The sequence below is a fragment of the Pseudomonas sp. BF-R-26 genome (assembly GCF_019947395.1).
In the GTDB taxonomy this organism is placed as follows: Bacteria; Pseudomonadota; Gammaproteobacteria; order Pseudomonadales; family Pseudomonadaceae; genus Aquipseudomonas; species Aquipseudomonas farris.
This window is the reverse complement of record NZ_JAGYGK010000003.1, coordinates 373,159-391,861: the sequence shown is the minus strand read 5'-3', so window position 1 is coordinate 391,861 and position 18,703 is coordinate 373,159. Positions and strand designations below refer to the sequence as shown.

Here is an 18,703-nt window from a genome sequence, read left to right as displayed (position 1 = left end):
GAACATGTTCAAACCGACTGTCGGCCCGATTATTGGCCACACCACAACTAACCATGCCCGCATTTTCTTGCGCGGTGAATTACAAAATAATGCCTTGGTATTTGCAGGCATCCGTTATCGACGCGCCGGTGAAGAACACTGGTCCAAAGGCGTATTTACAGAACTGACCATCTTGCGCGACATGTCCGATGTGATTGCACTCACCGATCTCGCCATTGATACCGACTATGAATATCAGGCGGGATGGTTCAGCCCCATGAGCCCGGTGCATACCGTGGAGACGATCCAGGAGCTGCCGCTGCAATGGCCGCGGGAGATCTACCGCTTTCGCACACAGTCCAGCAAAACCACCACGCCACGGGCCTATATCGTAGGCTCATGTCGTTACCTGCGAATGACCGCCGGCATTGCCTCGGCACCGCATTTGGGCGATCGGATCTTTGCCTCGATCAAAAACCTGGCGGAACGCGCCGAGCCGCCTATCAGCGCCATGCTGATGACTGGCGACCAAATCTACGTCGATGATCTGAACCTCGTGGCCCCCGACCGGGAATACAAAGACATCCTCAGCAAATACCGCACGGCTTTTTCTCAGCCGCATATCTCGACGTTAATGTCCGGCGTGCCGACTTACATGATCCTCGATGACCATGAAATTGAAGACAACTGGCCCGCCAATGCAAGTAAGAGCGATGTTCACTTATACCGAAACGCCATGGCCGCGTATGAGCTCTATCAAGTCAGCCACAGCCCCGTACATGAACTGCTTGCCAGCGGGCAAGTCAACAGAGCGCTGTTGCCGCACTATTGGTATCAATTCACCGAGGGCGATATCGAATGGTTTATTACCGATAGCCGAACCCGACGCAATCTGTCGGCCAGCGACCGGCGCATCCTTGATGAAGAGCAGGAGCAGGCGCTGCTCAAATGGCTGATCAACAGCACGGCCCGGGTCAAATTCGTGGTCACCAGCGTCATGTTCTACCCCGACCGAAAACTTAACGGCGATGACGCCTGGAAAGCTTTCCCGGAACAACGACTACGGCTGCTGGAGACGATTCGTACGCACGGCATCAAGAACGTCTTGTTCATTTCTGGCGATGTCCACGGCTCCTTGACCAGCCGCCTGACCCATAGCGAAGACCCGGACTTCGAGGTGCACACCATTGTCTCCTCACCCCTGTGCAACAGCAAACTGCTGCCGTATGCCAAGGCTTCCACGTTCATCCTCGACCAACCGCTGGCCCTGACGACCGCCGGCAACTATCGACACGAACTGACCAGTCAGGTGATCAGTGAAGACAACTTTGCCCATGTGGTTGTCGATTTGGAAAAGATTCGAATCAGCTATCACACCAAGGATGGCAAAGCGCTGCAAACCACTGAAATTTCATTGCGCTGACACTGGAAAGTAAACATCCAGAAAAACAATTGAGTACAACAACGATAAATATCTATCGCACAGCCTCGCTGTGCTTCCCCTAATTTGCCTACGGAAATCAGGTTATAAATGGAGAACACCGTGCAACTACAAAATACTACCGTAGGCCCTATTCTCGGGCACATAACGACGACAACAGCGAGAATCTTTCTGCGTGGCGGAGATCAACTCAAAAAAGACAACAGCGTCAGGATAGCTGCAGTTCGCTATCGAGACTCCAGGAACACACTGTGGAAAGTACACACGAAAACGATACAAAGAGAGAATGACAACACTGTGGTCATCCAGTTATCAGGGCTTAGCTCAAACAAGAACTATACGTTCCAGATTGGCTGGTGCAATGCAAGCAATGAGTTCCTGGCGGATCCAGACGCTACAGAATCATTCATTTGGCCCCAAAAAAAATTCAAATTCCGAACACAGAGCGACACAAGCAACTTGAAGCGCAGCTACCTCATCGGCTCATGCAGATATTTAAACATTACCGCTGGAATCCCCATCAGCGCAGGGCAAAGCTCGTCTATTTTCAGGGCAATGGCTAGACAAAAAATCAAAACCGACGCGCTTGTCATGGTAGGCGACCAAATCTATGCCGACGATATGAACGCGTTAGGCCAAGACACGTCACTGAATGATTTTCTTCTTAAATATAGAGCGGCATTTTCTGAAAAGAACATTCGAAAACTCATGGCAAAGACACCCACCTACATGATCCTGGATGATCACGAAATAGAGGATAACTGGCCTGCCAACAAATCTGATGAAGACACAGACTTATTTAACAACGCAATACGTGCCTATGAGATCTACCAGTCCAGCCACGGTCCCGCTCACTCACTTTTACCCGATGGATCACTGAGCAATCGACCGACTCATTACTGGTACCAATTTTCACATGGCAGCGTCGAATGGTTTGTTCTGGATACTCGCACGCAACGAAACCTCTCGTCCGAGGATCGACGGATACTCGATATTGAACAAGAAAAGGCATTGCTCGACTGGTTAGCCTGCAGTACCGCCAAAGTGAAATTCGTCGTTACCAGCGTCATGTTTTACCCGGACTTGAAGGAGGACGGAGAAGACTCGTGGAAATCCTTTGCCGAGCAACGCAATCGAATTCTTGAAAGCATCCGCTTGAACAAAGTCAAAAATGTATTTTTTATTGCCGGAGACGTTCATGCCTCGATGACAAGCAAGCTCACGCACTCGGAGGACAAAGACTTCGTTGTCCACACCATCGTCTGCTCGCCATTGAACTGTATTCCCTTGTTCGGCCCCCCGACCGCAGACGCATTTATGCTCGATCAGGTGCTGAGCACAGTCAACGGGGCGACCTATGCGCACACCCTTACCTGCGCAAAAGTAATCAGTACTGATAATTTTTCACGCGTCACTGTCGAAGGCGATATCGTTTCGGTGAGCTTCCACAACAAGAGAGGCACGCTCCTGGAAACGGTCAACATTGCCCTGCGCTAACCCCGTCCAATCCGCCGGCGGAGCTGACTTTTCACCGGCGGAACTATAAAACCATACGGCGGCCTGCAGAAATCGTCCTCTCTGCCGACATATTCTTATAGCACTTGGCCTTCATGTCTCTTGTCAGTCGGTGTCGCAATGATGCAACCTTGCCGCAGACAACAGTAAAGAGGGCGAGAGCCCGGCGCGATCAGCATATTCGAAGCGAGTTTCCCTCCATATGAAGAGCCAACCCGATGCCGCCAGCCGTATGGTGGCCGAGGTAGTGACGCAGTTGCCTGTGCCCTCGCGGCTCGGCATGCTGCGTTTCGAACGGCTGAATGAACCGAGCTGGGCGCTGCTGTTTCTCGACCCCAATTGCGAACGACAGTTTGGCCTGCCGGCAGTGGAGCTCTGTGCCCTGGTCGGCTCGCCCTATGCCAGCCTGATGGAGCCGGAAGCGCGCTATCAACTGCACGACACGATCCAGCAGCAACTCGCCGATAGCCCGCATTACCTGATCCGCTACACCTTGCACACTGCCGCAGGCGTACTGAGCCTGCTGGAATTGGGCGAAGCTTACAAACAACACAATCGACACCTGCTGCGCGGCTACCTTATGGTGGTGGACGGTCTGTTCGACGGCGAACCGCTAACGCCGGCGCTGGATCTGGAAACCCAGAACTCACGCCTGCAAATTGCCCTGGAACTCAATCAGCGCGCCCAGCAGGAACAACTGCAGCACCTGGACCGGGTGCGCGCCCAGCAAGATCTGATTCTGCTGCTGACCCGCCAGCGCTACAGCACCAACAATTCCCTGCAAGAAGCCGCCGAGCTGATCACCCGCAGTGCCTGCGACATCTATGAAGTCGACTGCGCCAGCCTGTGGAACCTCGACGGCTCGCTACTGACGCCGATCTCCGCCTATCACCGCGTTACCCGGGGTCACCGACTGCCGGAGCCGATCGATGTCAGTGGTTTCCCCGATTACCTCGACGCCTTGCACACCGGGCGCGCTATCGATGCCCACAACGCCATGCGCGACCCGCGTACCCGGGAAATAGCCGAGAGCCTGCGCCCGCGCGACGTCAACGCCATGCTCGACGCCAGCATCCGCGTCGATGGCCAAGTGGTCGGCGTGCTCTGCCTGGAACAGATCGGTGCGACCCGCGCCTGGCAGTCGGACGAAATCGCCTTTGCCGGCGAGCTGGCGGATCAGTTCGCCCAAGTCATCAACAACCACAACCGCCGCACCGCCACCAGCGCCCTGCACCTGTTCCAGCGTGCGGTGGAGCAAAGCGCCAACGCCTTTCTGCTGGTCAATTGCGATGGCGTGGTGGAGTACGTCAACCCAAGTTTCACGGCGATCACCCAGTACACCACCGAGGAAGTCCACGGCCAGCGGCTATCGGAACTGCCTGCGTTGGAGAACCTCAGCGAACTGCTGTTCGACGCACCGTCGGCGCTGGCCAAGAGCAACAGCTGGCAGGGCGAGTTCAAGAGCCGGCGCAAAAACCTCGAACCCTACTGGGGCCAGTTGTCGATTTCCAAGGTCTATGGCGACAACCGAGAGCTGACGCACTACATCGGCATCTACGAAGACATCACCCAGACCAAGCTCGCCCAGCAGCGCATCGAGCGCCTGGCCTACACCGACAATCTGACCAACCTCGGCAACCGCCCGGCGTTCATCCGCAACCTTGATGAACGCTTCGCCCGAGACAGCGACACGCCGATCAGCCTGCTGCTGGTGGACATCGACAACTTCAAACGCATCAACGACAGCCTCGGCCACCAGACCGGCGACAAGCTCCTGATCAGCCTGGCGCGACGCTTGCGCAACAGCCTGAGCCCGAGCGGCAGTCTGGCGCGCTTCGCCAGTAACGAGTTCGCGGTGCTGCTGGACGACACTGACCTCTCGACTGGCCAGCAGGTCGCCAACCAATTGCTGGCGACCCTCGACAAACCGATGTTCGTCGACAACCAGTTGATCAGCGTCACCGGCTCCGTGGGCCTGGCCTGCGCGCCGCTGCATGGCCGCGACCCACAAACGCTGATGCGTAACGCCGGCCTGGCGCTGCACAAGGCCAAGGCCAATGGCAAACACCAAGTGCAGGTGTTCACCGAAGCGCTGAATGCCGAGGCCAGCTACAAACTGTTCGTCGAGAACAACCTGCGCCGCGCCCTGACCCAGAACGAGCTGGATGTGTTCTACCAGCCCAAGCTGTGCCTGCGCAGCGGTCGCCTGCTGGGCATGGAAGCGCTGCTGCGCTGGAACCATCCGGAAAAAGGCATGATCCGCCCGGACCAATTCATCAGCGTCGCCGAAGAAACCGGGCTGATCATCCCGATCGGCAAATGGATCGCCCGCCAGGCCTGCCGCATGAGCAAAGAACTGACCGCCGCCGGCCTCGGCGATCTGCAAGTGGCGATCAACCTGTCCCCCAAACAGTTCTCCGACCCGGACCTGGTGGCGTCCATCGCCAACATCCTCAAGGAAGAAGAGCTGCCGGCGAACCTGCTGGAGCTGGAACTGACCGAAGGCCTGCTGCTGGAAGCCACCGAAGACACCCACTTGCAGCTCGACCAGCTCAAGCGTCTGGGCCTGACCCTGGCCATGGACGACTTCGGCACCGGTTACTCGTCGCTCAGTTACTTGAAAAAATTCCCGATCGACATCATCAAGATCGATCGAAGCTTCATCCACGAAATCCCCGACAACCAGGACGACATGGAAATCACCTCCGCGGTGATCGCCATGGCCCACAACCTGAAACTCAAGGTTGTGGCTGAAGGCATCGAGACGGCCGAGCAGTTGGCCTTCCTGCGCCGCCACCGCTGCGACGTCGGCCAGGGCTACCTGTTCGACCGACCGATCCCGGGTTCCGAGCTGATCGAAAAGCTCAAACGCTACCCGCGCGGCCCAATCGCCTGAGCACACCGCAATCCCTGTGGGAGCGAGCCTGTGTGGCGAGGGGGCTTGCCCCCGTTGGGCTGCAAAGCAGCCCCAAAATCTCTGATGTTCAAAAATCTTGTGAGTGCTACGCACTCAAACGGGGCGATGCGGCGTTCCGACAAGCCCCCTCGCCACAGGCCCCACTCCCACAGGGGTAGTGCGTAACTGACCGGCATTAGGCACACTGGCAGTCTGTTTATTTACATCTCAACCTGACTGAGAGGACTGATCATGGTTCTGCGCTCGGAAATCCTGGTGAACAAAAACGTGCTCCCGACTAAAGAACAAGCTCTGCCTGGCCGCGAAACCCCAATGACCGTGCCGGAAAAACACTTCGTCCACGACGCCCCGCTGCTGGGCCCGTTCGTCACCGACGTGGATTTCGCGATCTTCGGCCTCGGCTGCTTCTGGGGCGCGGAGCGCAAGTTCTGGCAGCGCGAAGGCGTGGTCAGTACGGCGGTGGGTTACGCCGGCGGCTTTACCCCGAACCCGACATATGAAGAAGTCTGCTCGGGCCTGACCGGTCACAGCGAAGTGGTACTGGTGGTCTACGAGCCGGCAAAAGTCAGCTACGAACAGCTGCTGAAAATGTTCTGGGAACTGCACAACCCGACCCAGGGCATGCGCCAGGGCAATGACATCGGCACCCAGTACCGCTCGGTGATCTACGCCACCAACCCGGCGCAACTGGCTGCGGCCAAGCACAGCGAGCAGGTATTCCAGGCCGAGTTGACCAAGGCTGGCAAAGGCACCATCACCACCGAAATCGAAGAAGCCCCGACGTTCTACTTCGCCGAAGCGTATCACCAGCAGTACCTGGCCAAGAACCCTGAAGGGTATTGCGGGATTGGCGGTACAGGCGTGACTTGCCCGATCTGATTTTCGGGCCCTGAAAGCATCGCGGGCAAGCCCGCTCCCACAAGGTGATGTGTCTGACCACTATGTTGTGATCGACATAACACCCTGTGGGAGCGGGCTTGCCCGCGATGGCGTCGGATCAGACACCACTAATGCAATGTATCAACTCTCGGCAATCAACCAATCCATCTGCCACCCACCCTGGGTCTGCCCAAGTTTCTTGGACAACCACGGCAGCAACTCACGCAATTCCTCTTCAAGCCCCCACGGCGGATTAGCAATCGCCAACCCCGAGCCATTCAGGCTATTGGGCGTATCCAACGGATGCACCAGCAACTCCACCCGCAACAACTTCGGCGCGCCCGTGCCGGCCAGATCCTGATAAAAACGACGCAACATGCGCTGGTCCTTCACCGGGTACCAGATCGCCGCCACTGTCTGACGCATCCGGCCAATCGCTTCTTTCAACGACGCCGCACAACGCTGCATCTCATCAAGCTGCTCGAACGGCGGATCAATCAGCATCACCGCCCGCTTCTCCTGCACCGGCAACATCGCACGCGGCACATGCCAGCCCTCGCCCAAGTGAACCTTCACCCGACGATCACCGGCCATGTTGTCCTTGAGCAGCAAGCCGTCTTCGGGGTGCTTCTCGTTGAGCATCAGCCGATCCTGCGGCCGCGTCAGACGCCGCGCCAACTCCGGCGACCCCGGGTAATAGCGCAACTGGCCATCCGGGTTCATGTCGTGCAGCACCTTCATGTAATCAGCAGTCAGCGCCGGCAAATCCGGCTGATCCCACAACCGCGCGATCCCTTCCAGGTACTCACCGGTACGACTGGCCTGATCGCCCTGCAGGTCATACAGACCAATACCGGCGTGAGTGTCGAGATAGGCAAACGGCTGCTCCTTGCGCGACATCAAGGCGATGAGGCGGGTCAAAGTCAGGTGTTTGAACACATCGGCGTGATTGCCGGCATGGAAGGCGTGACGATAATTCATGATTGCTCCTGCGAAGGCCGGGAAGTTTACCTTGTACGGCGCAGAACGTCAGGGGTTCGCGGCTGAGCGGACAATCTGCCCGGCAATCACCCCAACGCAAGAGCAAGGGGATGATCACAACCCCCTGTAGGAGCTGCCGAAGGCTGCGATCTTTTGATCTTTGCCCTTGTGGCGAGGGAGCTTGCTCCCGCTGGGCTGCGCAGCAGCCCCACAATATCCCGGTCAACCACAAAACCCCGTGGCGAGGGGGCTCGCCCCCGTTCGACTGCGCAGCAGTCGCCAAACCAAACACCGCGGTCTGCCTAAAAAAACCGGATTGCTGATTTTGGGGCCGCTGCGCAGCCCAGCGGGAGCAAGCTCCCTCGCCACAAAAGCTGCTCGGCGCTAGTCCGAAGGCCGAGCCCGCAACCGCCACCCAATCACATCCAGCACATCACACCCATCCCGCAACGGAATGGCACACAACAACGCAAAATCACTAAGAATGAACGATTCACACTCAACCGAACCGCGCATCGACATGTTCTCAAGCACCTGCGTGACGGCGCGAATTCGATAGTTGGCAGCGTCGTATAAAACATCGAGCGGCGCGTGGGTATCGACGAACAGCGTGGGCATGTCGGTGCAGTTGCCGGTCAATGCCATGAAGCGGTTTTCGGGATGAGGGATTATTTTTTCGTAGGGAGGATCAGGGGTCAGTGTTTTCATTTTTTGAGACCTTTGGCGGATAAATTTAAGCTACCAACGGCCTTTCCTACGGGCTTGGGTGGCAGCCGTACGCGGGAGTAGGAAACTGAGGAATCCACCAAACTCAGCCACGCCGAAGCGTGCCCCGCGCACAGCCGCCGCGAACGATCTTACGGACACGAATTAAGTGCCGCAATCAAACGACAGCGCTGATGCGCGGTGAATTTCCAAGGGTTCCTACACCCTGCCACTGCATTTGCAGCGACAGCCAAAGACTATCCATGGATCTCACTTCGCACCAGTTCATGGAAACCGATACGTTTTGAAGGAAACTTCCGACGACCTTGCCCAGAAATTTCGCTGTCTTTGAGACCGCAATCGCGGGCAAGCCTCGCTCCTACAGAATCGAGGTAGATCGCCAAAAATGGGAACGACTTCAATCCTGTAGGAGCGAGGCTTGCCCGCGATTGAGCGCGAAGCGGTCATGAAATCTATCTACCTCAGAGATAACAGACCTTACCAAGTTGATTGATCTTCAAGGCTGGCCTTCTGAAGATCGTCTTTCCACTCTTCGCTTGCCAATCTATATATATCTTCAAAAAAACCACGTGGGTCTTTCAGCGCATACCATTCAGCTCGCGGCCAACTTGAGTCATATATATCGTCTATATTGAACAAAATTTGAAAGTCATAGTTGCAATCTCTTAGCTTTTCGGCCAAAAACTCAAGCAACAAAAACTTATGCCGATAAGACAAGCACCCTAATTGCAAACTATACCTAATAATCAGAATATCTCTATCAACCTGGTTATCAGGATCAAAGGCTACGAGTTCTTCCCCACGAGTCTCCTCACGGTCATAGACATTAAATACCCCAATAAACCACATCAGGTTCGGTTCAAAATCTTCATTCATAAAAGGATCTTTCAACATTACTTTCTCTCCGAGGGAAAACCCGTATACGGCCAAGCCACCTTATCCTGATCGAACTTAACCTCGAACCAATTCAAATCATCATTCAGCGTGGGATTTTGTTTGTCTTGTTTATTAGGCCGATAACCGCGACCCGCCCCAGGCAACTCCATCCTTACAATTGGGTCATTATTGTGATCCCAACCTGTATATGGGGCCAGCCCTAGCCTTTCCCTCGTCATAGCTTTGTTCAACGCATTAAAATGAACCCTCCAGTTTGCGAACTGGGAGCTTAAATTTCCTCTTGGAGGTACTGGAACTCTTCCCGTTTTAGGATGCGCTCCATTTATAGCCCTCTGCTTGAGCGCAGCATCAGGTATTTCTGAACTGTGCTTTTTAACAGTGTGCATATCGTATTTATCCTCCATCGCCATGACCCGCCCCTTGGCATTCGCCTCAGCCAACTCATTTATCCGCGCGCGCCGCTGTTCAGTCGTCAACTTCGGCAGCGGTGGGTCGCCCTCATCCACCCTGACACCAGCAACACCATCCGGCGCAGAACACCCAGGCTTATTCGGCGGCGGACAATTCCCGCTCAACCCCAACGGGTCAACCCACCCCGTCGGATTCGGCGTGTACTGGTACTGATTCAGCCCACCCGCCAACTTGATCGGGTCCGGCGTCAGGTACCGTCCGACCTCCGGATCATAGTAGCGATGCCGGTTGTAGTGCAGGCCGCTCTCGGCATCGAAGTATTGCCCCTGAAACCGTAGCGGTTGCTCAAGCTGCTCGCCCCCGCCGAACACCAAATGCGTGACTTTGCCGTATGCGTTGTACTTCGCTGAACAGACGATCTCGCCGCCAAAATCGGTCAGTTCCTGCGGCGTTCCGAGGTGATCGAGTTGGTAGTAGAACGGGCAGGCTTTTCGTGGGCCTTTGCCGTCGAGCATGGCCAGCGGACGGAAGGTGCCAAGTTCGTAGACATAACTGCGGTACTGCTCGCGGCTACTTTCAGCGACGAGGTTGTCGCCTTGCCAGAAGAACTCGGTGGTTTTGCCGTCGACGGTTTTGGCGATGCGGCGGCCGAAGGCGTCGTAGCGGTAGCTGGCGGTGCGACCGTCTGGGGTGGTGACGCCGACCAGGCGGTGTTGGCAGTCGTAGCGGTAGTCGGTGACGAGTTTTTTCGCGGTACCGCGGCGTTCGCGGATGAGGTTGCCGAAGGCGTCGTAATCGTAGTGGCGGTCGCTTTGCATGAGCAGGCGATTGCCCACCACTTTTGCGACGCCGGGGCGGTCCTGCATCAGCAGGTTGCCGGCGGGGTCGTGGGCGAAGGTTTCCGGTGGGTCGTCGCGGGTGTGGCGCACGCGGGTCAGGCGGTTTAGCGAGTCGTAGGTGTAGTTGCGTTGGCCGTGGCGGGTGTCGGCGATATGGTCGAGATTGCCGTTGGCGCTGTAGGCATAGTCGCGACGATAGATCGGTTGTTGCTGTTGGCTGATGGCGTGGGCTTTCAGACGCCCCTGATCGTCGTAGGCATAGTCGCTGAGCAGCTGGCCTTGCTGGTGTTGTTGTTCGCGACCGAAGGTAAATTGGTGGCTGGTGAGCCGCGCGCCGTTGAGGTCGATGGCGGTCAGTGCGCCGCCCTTGGCGTGGTGGTAATCGAGTTTGCTGCCGTCGGGCAGGCGCAGGCGATTGAGTTGGCCGCAGGCGTCGTAGCCATAGCGCAGCGTGCCCCAGCCCTGATGCTCGGTGATCAGGCGGTCCTGTTGGTCGTACTCGAATTCCAGCGGATGGTCGTGGCCGTCGTCGACACCGATCAGTCGGCCGAGGCTGTCGTAGCGGTATTCGACCTTCAGGCCGTCGGGCAGAGTTTTGACTAGCAGGCGCCCTGCCGAATCCCGCTCGTAAGCGGTGATCAGCTGCGAACCGTCAGCGCCGAACTCGGTTTTCTCCAGCAGGTGGCCATTGAGGTCATAGACGTACGCGGTACGGCGGCCGTCGAATCCGGTTTCCTGTCGGATCAATCCATTGGGCGTGTAATCCAGCCGATATGTTTCGCCGGATTCGTTTTCGATTTCCGTCAGCAGCAGCTGCGCGTTGTCGTAGCGGTACTGGAGGTGGGTGCCGTCGGGGTTGATCCGGCGGCTGACCAGGTGCAGATCGTCGGCGTATTCGTAACGGGTGACGCGGCCCAGCTCGTCGCGTTCGGCAGTGATCTTGCCGTAGGCGTTGTAGGAGAAGGCGCGGCTGGCACCCGTCGGCAATGTCGTCTGGATCAGTCGGCCAACGGCGTCCCATTGGTACTGGGTGAGCGCACCGTGTTCGTCCTGACGGGTAATCTGCCGCCCCAATGCGTCGTAGGAAAACCGTCGCTGCCCACCGTCCGGCAAGGTCTCTTCGAGCAACTGCCCCAAGGCATTCCAGACGAACACATGGCGACTGGTGTCCGGGTAGCGGATCGACAGCAACCGCCCCTGAGGGTCGTAGTGATAATGAGTGACCTGGCCGTCCGGATCGGTCGCCTCGGTGACATCGCCCTGAGCATTGCGTTGGTATTTCCACACCGCTTTGCCGCGATAGCGCGCATGCAGGAAACCGTTGCGGTATTCGTAGGCCGTCGGCTCGTCTTCCGGCGGAATCAGCGCCACTAACCGTCCGACTTCGTCGTAACGGTATTCGGTGACGGCCCCGAGCGGATCCTGCTCTGCAATCAGTCGACCCTGGTCGTCATAGGCCTTGAGGTGTTCGCCACCGTCCAGCTCGACCTTGCGCACCAGCCGCGCCCGGTCATCGTGGACATAAACCTCTTCGCTGCCATCGATGTTCAGGACCGTAACGCTGCCCTGATCGTCCCAGACATACCGCGCATCCATCTGCGAAAACGACGCCCAATGCCGGATGCAGCGTGCCGCCTTGCCAGACCGCTCCCACTCCCAGAAAAAACTCGCGCCACCGGCCAGCTGCCGCTGCAGAATGACGTGCCGGTCGTCGTAGTCGTAACGCTCGCTCTCGCCGGCGGCGTTGCTCGCTTCAATCAGTAGATCGCGCTCGTCGTAGTGGTAACTGACCAACGTCTGTTCGGTGTGCCAGGCCTCGGCGAGGGTCTGCGCCGGGACAAACACCTGGTAGTCGACGGCGATCAGATGAGCGCGGTCATAGCGCAACAGCAAGGCACGACCGGCGCCGTTATCGAGGCGTTGGATGCGCTCCTGACGGTCGCGGATGATGCGCAAGCGGTTGTCATAGACGTCGCTGATCGTGGTTAGCCGGCCGTTATGAAAGTGGTAAAAACGCGCGTCGTCGCCGGCCTGGGCGAGGATCAGTTCCTCGGGGTCAGCGCCGAGATAAATCGCCGCGCGCGACAGGCTGTTGTGGATCGCCGGGCGCTCGTGGTTCGGCAGCGGGAACGTGGTGCGGCGGTTTTCGTGGTCGATCCAGATGACCTGATCGCCCTCCATCTCCAACCGATGGGCGAGCGAATGACTCCAGCCAAAGCCGAGGCCGCAGTCGATCTCGGCAGCGCTGGTGCGATAGAGCCGGGTGAAGTCGAACGGTAGGATTCCGTCCAGGGAACCGTCGGTGAGGGTCAGCAGTTCTTCGCCGGTAACCATCGATACCGGGCAGCCATTTTTGCAGGTCGACGGTGCGCATGTGGCGCTGTCGCCGTTGGGGTTTGTCGCCTGTTTCGACGCGTCGTCGTGGTGTTCGTTTTGCTTGAGCGTGGTGTTGCGTTTGGCATCCCAGCGCAGTTGCATCCGACCTTTTTTCAGACCCGCTGCAACACCGCGTGCAGCGACTGCTTTGTACTGGTCGACGTACTTCATGAAGGTGGTGAGGATGCTGAATGTCGCATCGACGAAACGCATCGCAAGACCAGCCAGCAACGCCCCGTACTTAATCCCGCGAAATGTGAGATAGGCTTTGGCGACGGGTATACCTACACCCGTCCAGGCCAGCGCCAAAGCAATCAGAATATCGATCAGTACCGAGACAATGACATGGCTGGCTACCTCTGCCGAGTTACCAGCCATTTCGCTAGGCGGTAACGCCGAAAGCCAAAGACTCGCGGCACGAAACAGCAGACAAAGCGCCGCTTCATCGCTTGCCAGCAGCATGGCTTTTTCCATCGTTGCTGGTGATTGCTTCGCCAGATCGATGAGTTGCTGTGCACTGCTGCCAAGTTGTTCAAGGTGAGCGGCAGGATTCTTAAGGATGTCAAAGACAAGGCTCAGGCCATCCCAAACACCCATGACTGCTGCCCAACTTCCCGCCAGCATTCCGTTACCAGCGGCCACAAAAGTCGACTGCGACCATTGCGGTTTGAACCCCTCCCACTCCTTGCGTAGCCAGCCCTCCAGCTCTGTGGTCAGGCCGTCGTATGAGGAGAAAAGATCATTGATTTGAGTCGGGGTAACTTCACTTTGAACATGAACGCGATAGAACTTGCCGGGTAAGCCTTCGAACTGTCCTTTACCGTTTTCATCGAGCGTCACAGACGTCGACTTACCGCCATCCATTGCAATCACATCGATCTGAATATTCCCCAACGGAATGTCATAAACCGATTCGAACTTGCTCTCGATCTCCAGAATTCCGCTGTCCGGACACTGCGCAACGCTGGAATAAAAATCGTCATCGCGACTACTTACAGACTTGCTGGTATTGCCCAGCTTGATCTTCCGCTCCATGTCCATCAGCGATGGCATATCCGTAGCCCGGCTGACCCTGTCCGCATTCCGGTTCAAGAAGCTGCCAAGTTGCTGGCGATACAAACTCAAGGTGTCTTTAAAACCGTCGAGCTCCTGCTCGATCCGTACGATCTGATCCATCAGTTCAGCTCCGTCATCAGATAATCCACCAAAGCTGATTTCGGGGCTTGAGGCAGGTCTGGCATCTCAAGAAAGCTCGCGACTTTGTGCCGCAACACACGTTCGGAAAACGCTTCATAAAGGTCTGGGCGGTCCTCACTCAACCACTTCATCAAGTTGTTGATGCGGGTTGTGGCGGACTCGGCGGCGAGGTGTTTGAGCAGCGATTCAGAAACTTCCCACCACGGAAAATCCCTAGCGGTTTTCAATGCACTGCCACCGATATCGAGCGGTTGCCCATTGATCAAACAACGGTCGATGACAGGCATTAACTGTGTGGCGTTAACGTCAGCAGACTGAAGAATCGACAGCAAATAACGCCCATCCCAAAAACGGAAAAACACCACGTTGCCGTTTGGCAAAAGAGCTTGAGTGAGGCTGCGCAAATGCTCGACCAGCGCTTCTTGAGAAGCAGAAGAAACCGCCAACCACCCCCAATCGCGGGACTCGGTCGTAGCAACCCACGCCATAAACTCACTACCAGCAGCGACGATTCCGACATAGGGCATCACCGCTTCCCACTCGGCATACGCGGTGTCAGCCCAGATAGGGCTCGGCGCTAGAGCGGTGATTGAGCGTTGCCAAGTTTTAAAGGGTTCAGCAGCACTGGCACTGCTGAAAATCGCGAACAGTTGCTCTGACGGTTTCAGCGGCTGGCGCTCCAGCCAGGCCTGAGGTGACAAGGCATCAGGCGGCACAAACACCGTCCTTGCAGCGCTCGCATTCCTCGCAGAATGGCGCGTCGCTTTGCAGGCTGAGTATTTGTGCGGCACTGAGCAGCGCCGCCGGGGCGGCGGCGAGTTTCAACGGAACATCCGGCAGGCTCGGCGCCGCAGCCATGGCCGCCATCGGTGCGCCACCGACCTGGATCGGCACGCTGCTGAAAATCCCGCCAGGGCCGATGTTGATCCACTGCCCGCCCGCTTGAATGGTCGCGCTGGCGCCGCCGTCGATGACCACTTGCTGGCCGGCGCTGACGTGGAATTGCTGACTGGCGTTGAGGGCCTGACTGGTCACGCGAATGTGCCGGTCGCCGACCACCACCAGGTGATCGTCCAGCCGCACTTCGGTCTGGCGCTGACCGTGGGTGATGCGTTTTTCGTCGGCCTTCAGTTCATGGCGGGCGCTGCCGGTGACGACGATGCTGCGCTGGTTGTCGACCTGCACCTGTTGATCGTTCAGTACATGCTGAGTCCAGTTCCGCTGGGCGCGCAGGTAGATTTCCTCTGCGCCTTTGCGATCCTCGATGCGCAATTCGTTGTAACCGCCGCCACCGGGACTACTTTGGCTGCGGAAAATGCTGCGGGTCTTGTCCGTCGGTAGATCGAGCGGCACCGGGGTCGCCGCGCTGGGCAGGCAACCCATGACCAGCGGTTTATCGGCGTCGGCGTCGACGAACCCCACCAGCACCTCCATGCCGACGCGCGGAATCACCACGCTGCCGTAGCGGTCGTGCGCCCAGCCAGTGGCAACACGCAACCAGCAACTGGAATGCTCGTTGAGCTGGCCGTCACGGTCCCAGGCGAGCTGAACCTTGACCCGACCGTACTCGTCGCAATGGATTTCGCTGTCAGTCGGGCCGGTGACCACGGCAGGTTGATAGCCGAGCATCCGCGGCTTTTCTGGCCCCAGCGGCGGGCGAAAGGAAACGTCCCACGGCGTCGCCAGAAAGGTATTGCGATAGCCCTGGAAATCATCCGGGCTGTCGCCGGTGGCCGACTCTTCCAGCACCTGCGGCTGCCGACCACGGTGTTCGATTTCGGTGATCAACCACAGGTCATTCCACGCCTGACGCGGGTGGTCGGCGAGGTGTAGGAAATGCCCACTGACCAAAGCAGATTCGTCGCCGCGACCTTCGGCCTGGCGGTAATCTGCACTGTGGCGCTCCAAGGTCCGTTGAGCCAGATGTTTGCCGTGTTCGCGATCGGTGAATTGGCCGGGAAAGTGATAGTCCTCGAGCACCGGGCGCTGCTCGCTGTCGAGGCGGCTTTCGAGTTGCAAACGCGGTTTCTGGAAGTCGTAGTCCCGGCGAGTGACTGCTGTGGTCCGGGTTTCCAGCCGCACGTTGAAACGTTTGACCGCCGGCGCATCCGCCGCCATCCCACTGCCCGGCAGGTACAGCGTCGGCTCGGGCAGCCGGGGGAAAACCGTCTGGTCATCGCCGAACACCAACAGATGCCCGTCGGGGCTGTGCTGGAAGTGGTAATGAATGCCGACTTCTGCACACAACCGCTGGATGAACGCCAGATCGCTTTCGGCGTATTGCACGCAGTACTCGCGCTCGGGGTAATCGCTGCCGAGTCGGAACTCGAAGGCATCGCGCTGGATGCCGTGGTCTTTGAGGATTTGCGTAACGATCGCCGGCACGCTTTTGTGCTGGAAGATTCGCTGATTGATGCGCCGAGCGAGGTACGCCAGACGCGGCACGATACTGATTTGGTAGCCCGTCAGACGTTGGCCGGAATCGCCCTGGCCGACGCGAAAAATCTGACCGTGAATACCGGAACCTTGTGCATCGAAACTCAGAAACGCCTGACGGTGCAGCAGGCTTTCGAGGTCAATGTCGGGCCGTTCGCTGACCAGTTCCAGGTCAAAGCGGTAGGGTTGGCTGATGGCTTCCTTGCCCGTGAACTCAAGTACCTTGAGCTCATTCTGGACGCCGTCGAGGGTCAACGTGAAACGCGGTTGATTGGCAGGCGCGAACATCCGATGTGTCTCTGCAGAATGAAGGCGGGCGATTCTGCATGAGCGACAAGGGGTGTTGACGGAGGGACAAGGAAATCAGATTTTCCCTACTTTTTTAGGGATTTTTCCTTCACAAGTTGAGATATAGAACTACAGACATTCCTGTCAGAAGCACCACCGAACAAATGTGGGAGCGGGCTTCACGCCCTGCGCCAGACGTAAAAGCGCAAAAAAAAACGACCCGCCTCCAAAAGGAAGCGGACCGTTTTCATGTTCAGCGGAAGATCAGAGCATCAGCTCATCCCCATCACTGGTTCAGGCGGAAATCCTTCTCGGCCGCGGCAAAGCGCTGAAGCATGCCGGCGGTCGGTGCGCCCATTTTGCTGACGAAGTAGATCGCCAGGCTGGCGAAGATGAAACCAGGGATGATTTCGTACAGGCCCAGCAGTTCGAAGTGTTTCCAGACGATCACGGTGATCGCGCCAACCAGGATGCCGGCCAGTGCGCCGTTGCGGGTCATGTCTTTCCAGATCACGGAGATCAGGACGACTGGACCGAAAGCGGCACCGAAACCAGCCCAAGCGTAGCTGACCAGACCCAACACACGGTTTTCCGGGTTAGCCGCCAGAGCGATGGCGATCAAGGCAACCAGCAGCACCATGGCACGGCCGACCCAGACCAGTTCCATCTGGGAAGCGGTTTTACGCAGGAAGGTTTTATAGAAGTCTTCGGTCAGGGCGCTCGAGCACACCAGCAGTTGGCAGCTCAGCGTACTCATAACGGCAGCCAGGATGGCCGACAGCAGCACACCAGCAACCCATGGGTTGAACAGGATCTTCGCCAGTTCGATAAACACACGTTCGTGGTTTTCGGTCACAGGACCGGCCAGTTCAGGGTGCGCCGAGAAGTAAGCGATACCGAAGAAACCTACAGCGACGGTGCCGCCCAGGCACAGGATCATCCAGGCCATGGAGATGCGACGCGCTTTGGCAATCGACTTGACCGAATCCGCCGCCATGAAACGCGCCAGGATGTGCGGCTGGCCGAAGTAGCCCAGGCCCCAGCCCATCAGCGAGATGATGCCGATGAAGGTGGTGTTTTTCAGCATATCGAAGTTGCTGGCATCTTGCGCTTCGATGGCCAGGAACGTGGTGTCGACGCCGCCGGTGGCCAGCAGCACGATGATCGGCGTCAGCAACAGGGCGAAGATCATCAGCGTGGCTTGTACGGTGTCAGTCCAGCTCACTGCCAGGAAACCACCGACGAAGGTGTAGGCAATCGTCGCCGCAGCACCGGCCCACAGCGCTGTCTCGTAGGACATGCCGAAGGTGCTTTCGAACAGACGGGCGCCGGCCACGATGCCGGAAGCGCAGTAGATGGTGAAGAACACCAGGATCACGACCGCGGAGATAATCCGCAGCAGGCCGCTTTTGTCTTCAAAACGGCTGGAGAAGTAATCCGGCAGGGTCAGTGCATCGCCGTTGTGCTCGGTCTGCACGCGCAGACGGCCGGCGACGAACAGCCAGTTCAGGTAAGCACCGATGATCAGGCCGATGGCGATCCAGCTTTCGGAAAGACCGGACATGTAGATAGCGCCTGGCAGGCCCATCAACAACCAGCCGCTCATGTCGGAAGCACCAGCGGAGAGTGCAGTCACGACGCTGCCCAGGCTACGACCGCCCAGAATGTAGTCAGAAAGGTTGTTGGTGGAGCGATAGGCCATGAAGCCGATCAGCACCATTGCTGCGATGTAGATCACGAACGTGATCAGGGTTGGATTGCTTACGCTCATTGAGTTACGCCCTGGCATTGTTTTTATGTAACGGCGGCTGGTGAACCGCT

The 18,703-nt window shown here is 57.6% G+C and carries 11 protein-coding genes; 4 read left to right on the top strand and 7 right to left on the bottom strand.

Features of this window, described 5'->3' with window-relative positions; all coding sequences use genetic code 11:
• Positions 1-4: 4 nt before the first annotated feature.
• From KGB18_RS05955 to msrA, 4 genes are all read left to right on the top strand, one after another.
• Entirely contained in the window at positions 5-1,402 is a 1,398-nt protein-coding gene (locus KGB18_RS05955) for an alkaline phosphatase D family protein (protein ID WP_123721537.1), read from the top strand.
• A gap of 120 nt (positions 1,403-1,522) precedes the next feature.
• Positions 1,523-2,917, top strand: a complete 1,395-nt coding sequence (locus tag KGB18_RS05950; RefSeq protein WP_201061393.1) for an alkaline phosphatase D family protein — start codon at positions 1,523-1,525, stop codon at positions 2,915-2,917.
• A 220-nt stretch (positions 2,918-3,137) separates the two neighbouring features.
• Complete coding sequence (locus tag KGB18_RS05945; RefSeq protein ID WP_123721539.1) at positions 3,138-5,831, top strand: putative bifunctional diguanylate cyclase/phosphodiesterase; 2,694 nt, start codon at positions 3,138-3,140, stop codon at positions 5,829-5,831.
• 252 nt (positions 5,832-6,083) lie between these two features.
• Positions 6,084-6,731, top strand: a complete 648-nt coding sequence (gene msrA / locus KGB18_RS05940) for a peptide-methionine (S)-S-oxide reductase MsrA (protein WP_123721540.1) — start codon at positions 6,084-6,086, stop codon at positions 6,729-6,731.
• Positions 6,732-6,872: 141 nt separating this feature from the next.
• Here the strand turns inward: msrA and KGB18_RS05935 are convergent, their stop codons facing one another.
• The 7 genes from KGB18_RS05935 to putP all read right to left on the bottom strand — a co-directional run bounded on the left by KGB18_RS05935 (position 6,873) and on the right by putP (position 18,653).
• Positions 6,873-7,712 (bottom strand): 23S rRNA (adenine(2030)-N(6))-methyltransferase RlmJ, encoded by an 840-nt coding sequence (locus tag KGB18_RS05935; protein WP_008009107.1) that lies wholly within the window; start codon positions 7,710-7,712, stop codon positions 6,873-6,875.
• Between the two features lie 384 nt (positions 7,713-8,096).
• Positions 8,097-8,420, bottom strand: a complete 324-nt coding sequence (locus KGB18_RS05930) for a hypothetical protein (protein ID WP_123721541.1) — start codon at positions 8,418-8,420, stop codon at positions 8,097-8,099.
• 495 nt (positions 8,421-8,915) lie between these two features.
• Positions 8,916-9,332 carry a hypothetical protein gene (locus KGB18_RS05925; RefSeq protein ID WP_123721542.1) on the bottom strand — a complete coding sequence of 139 codons (417 nt, stop codon included), beginning with the start codon at positions 9,330-9,332 and terminating at the stop codon, positions 8,916-8,918.
• On the bottom strand, positions 9,332-14,137 hold the full coding sequence (locus KGB18_RS05920) for an RHS repeat-associated core domain-containing protein (RefSeq protein ID WP_223569524.1): 4,806 nt from the start codon (positions 14,135-14,137) through the stop codon (positions 9,332-9,334). The genes KGB18_RS05925 and KGB18_RS05920 overlap by 1 nt, the downstream gene beginning before the upstream one ends.
• The gene (locus KGB18_RS05915; protein WP_223569523.1) at positions 14,137-14,874 is read right to left on the bottom strand and encodes a DUF4123 domain-containing protein; all 738 of its coding nucleotides are present in this window, start codon (positions 14,872-14,874) and stop codon (positions 14,137-14,139) included. Before KGB18_RS05915 ends, KGB18_RS05920 begins: the two co-directional genes overlap by 1 nt.
• Entirely contained in the window at positions 14,864-16,882 is a 2,019-nt protein-coding gene (locus KGB18_RS05910; protein ID WP_223569522.1) for a type VI secretion system tip protein VgrG, read from the bottom strand. The genes KGB18_RS05915 and KGB18_RS05910 overlap by 11 nt, the downstream gene beginning before the upstream one ends.
• Positions 16,883-17,168: 286 nt before the next feature.
• Positions 17,169-18,653, bottom strand: coding sequence for a sodium/proline symporter PutP (gene putP / locus KGB18_RS05905; RefSeq protein WP_030129880.1), 1,485 nt, complete (start codon positions 18,651-18,653; stop codon positions 17,169-17,171).
• Positions 18,654-18,703: the final 50 nt, after the last annotated feature.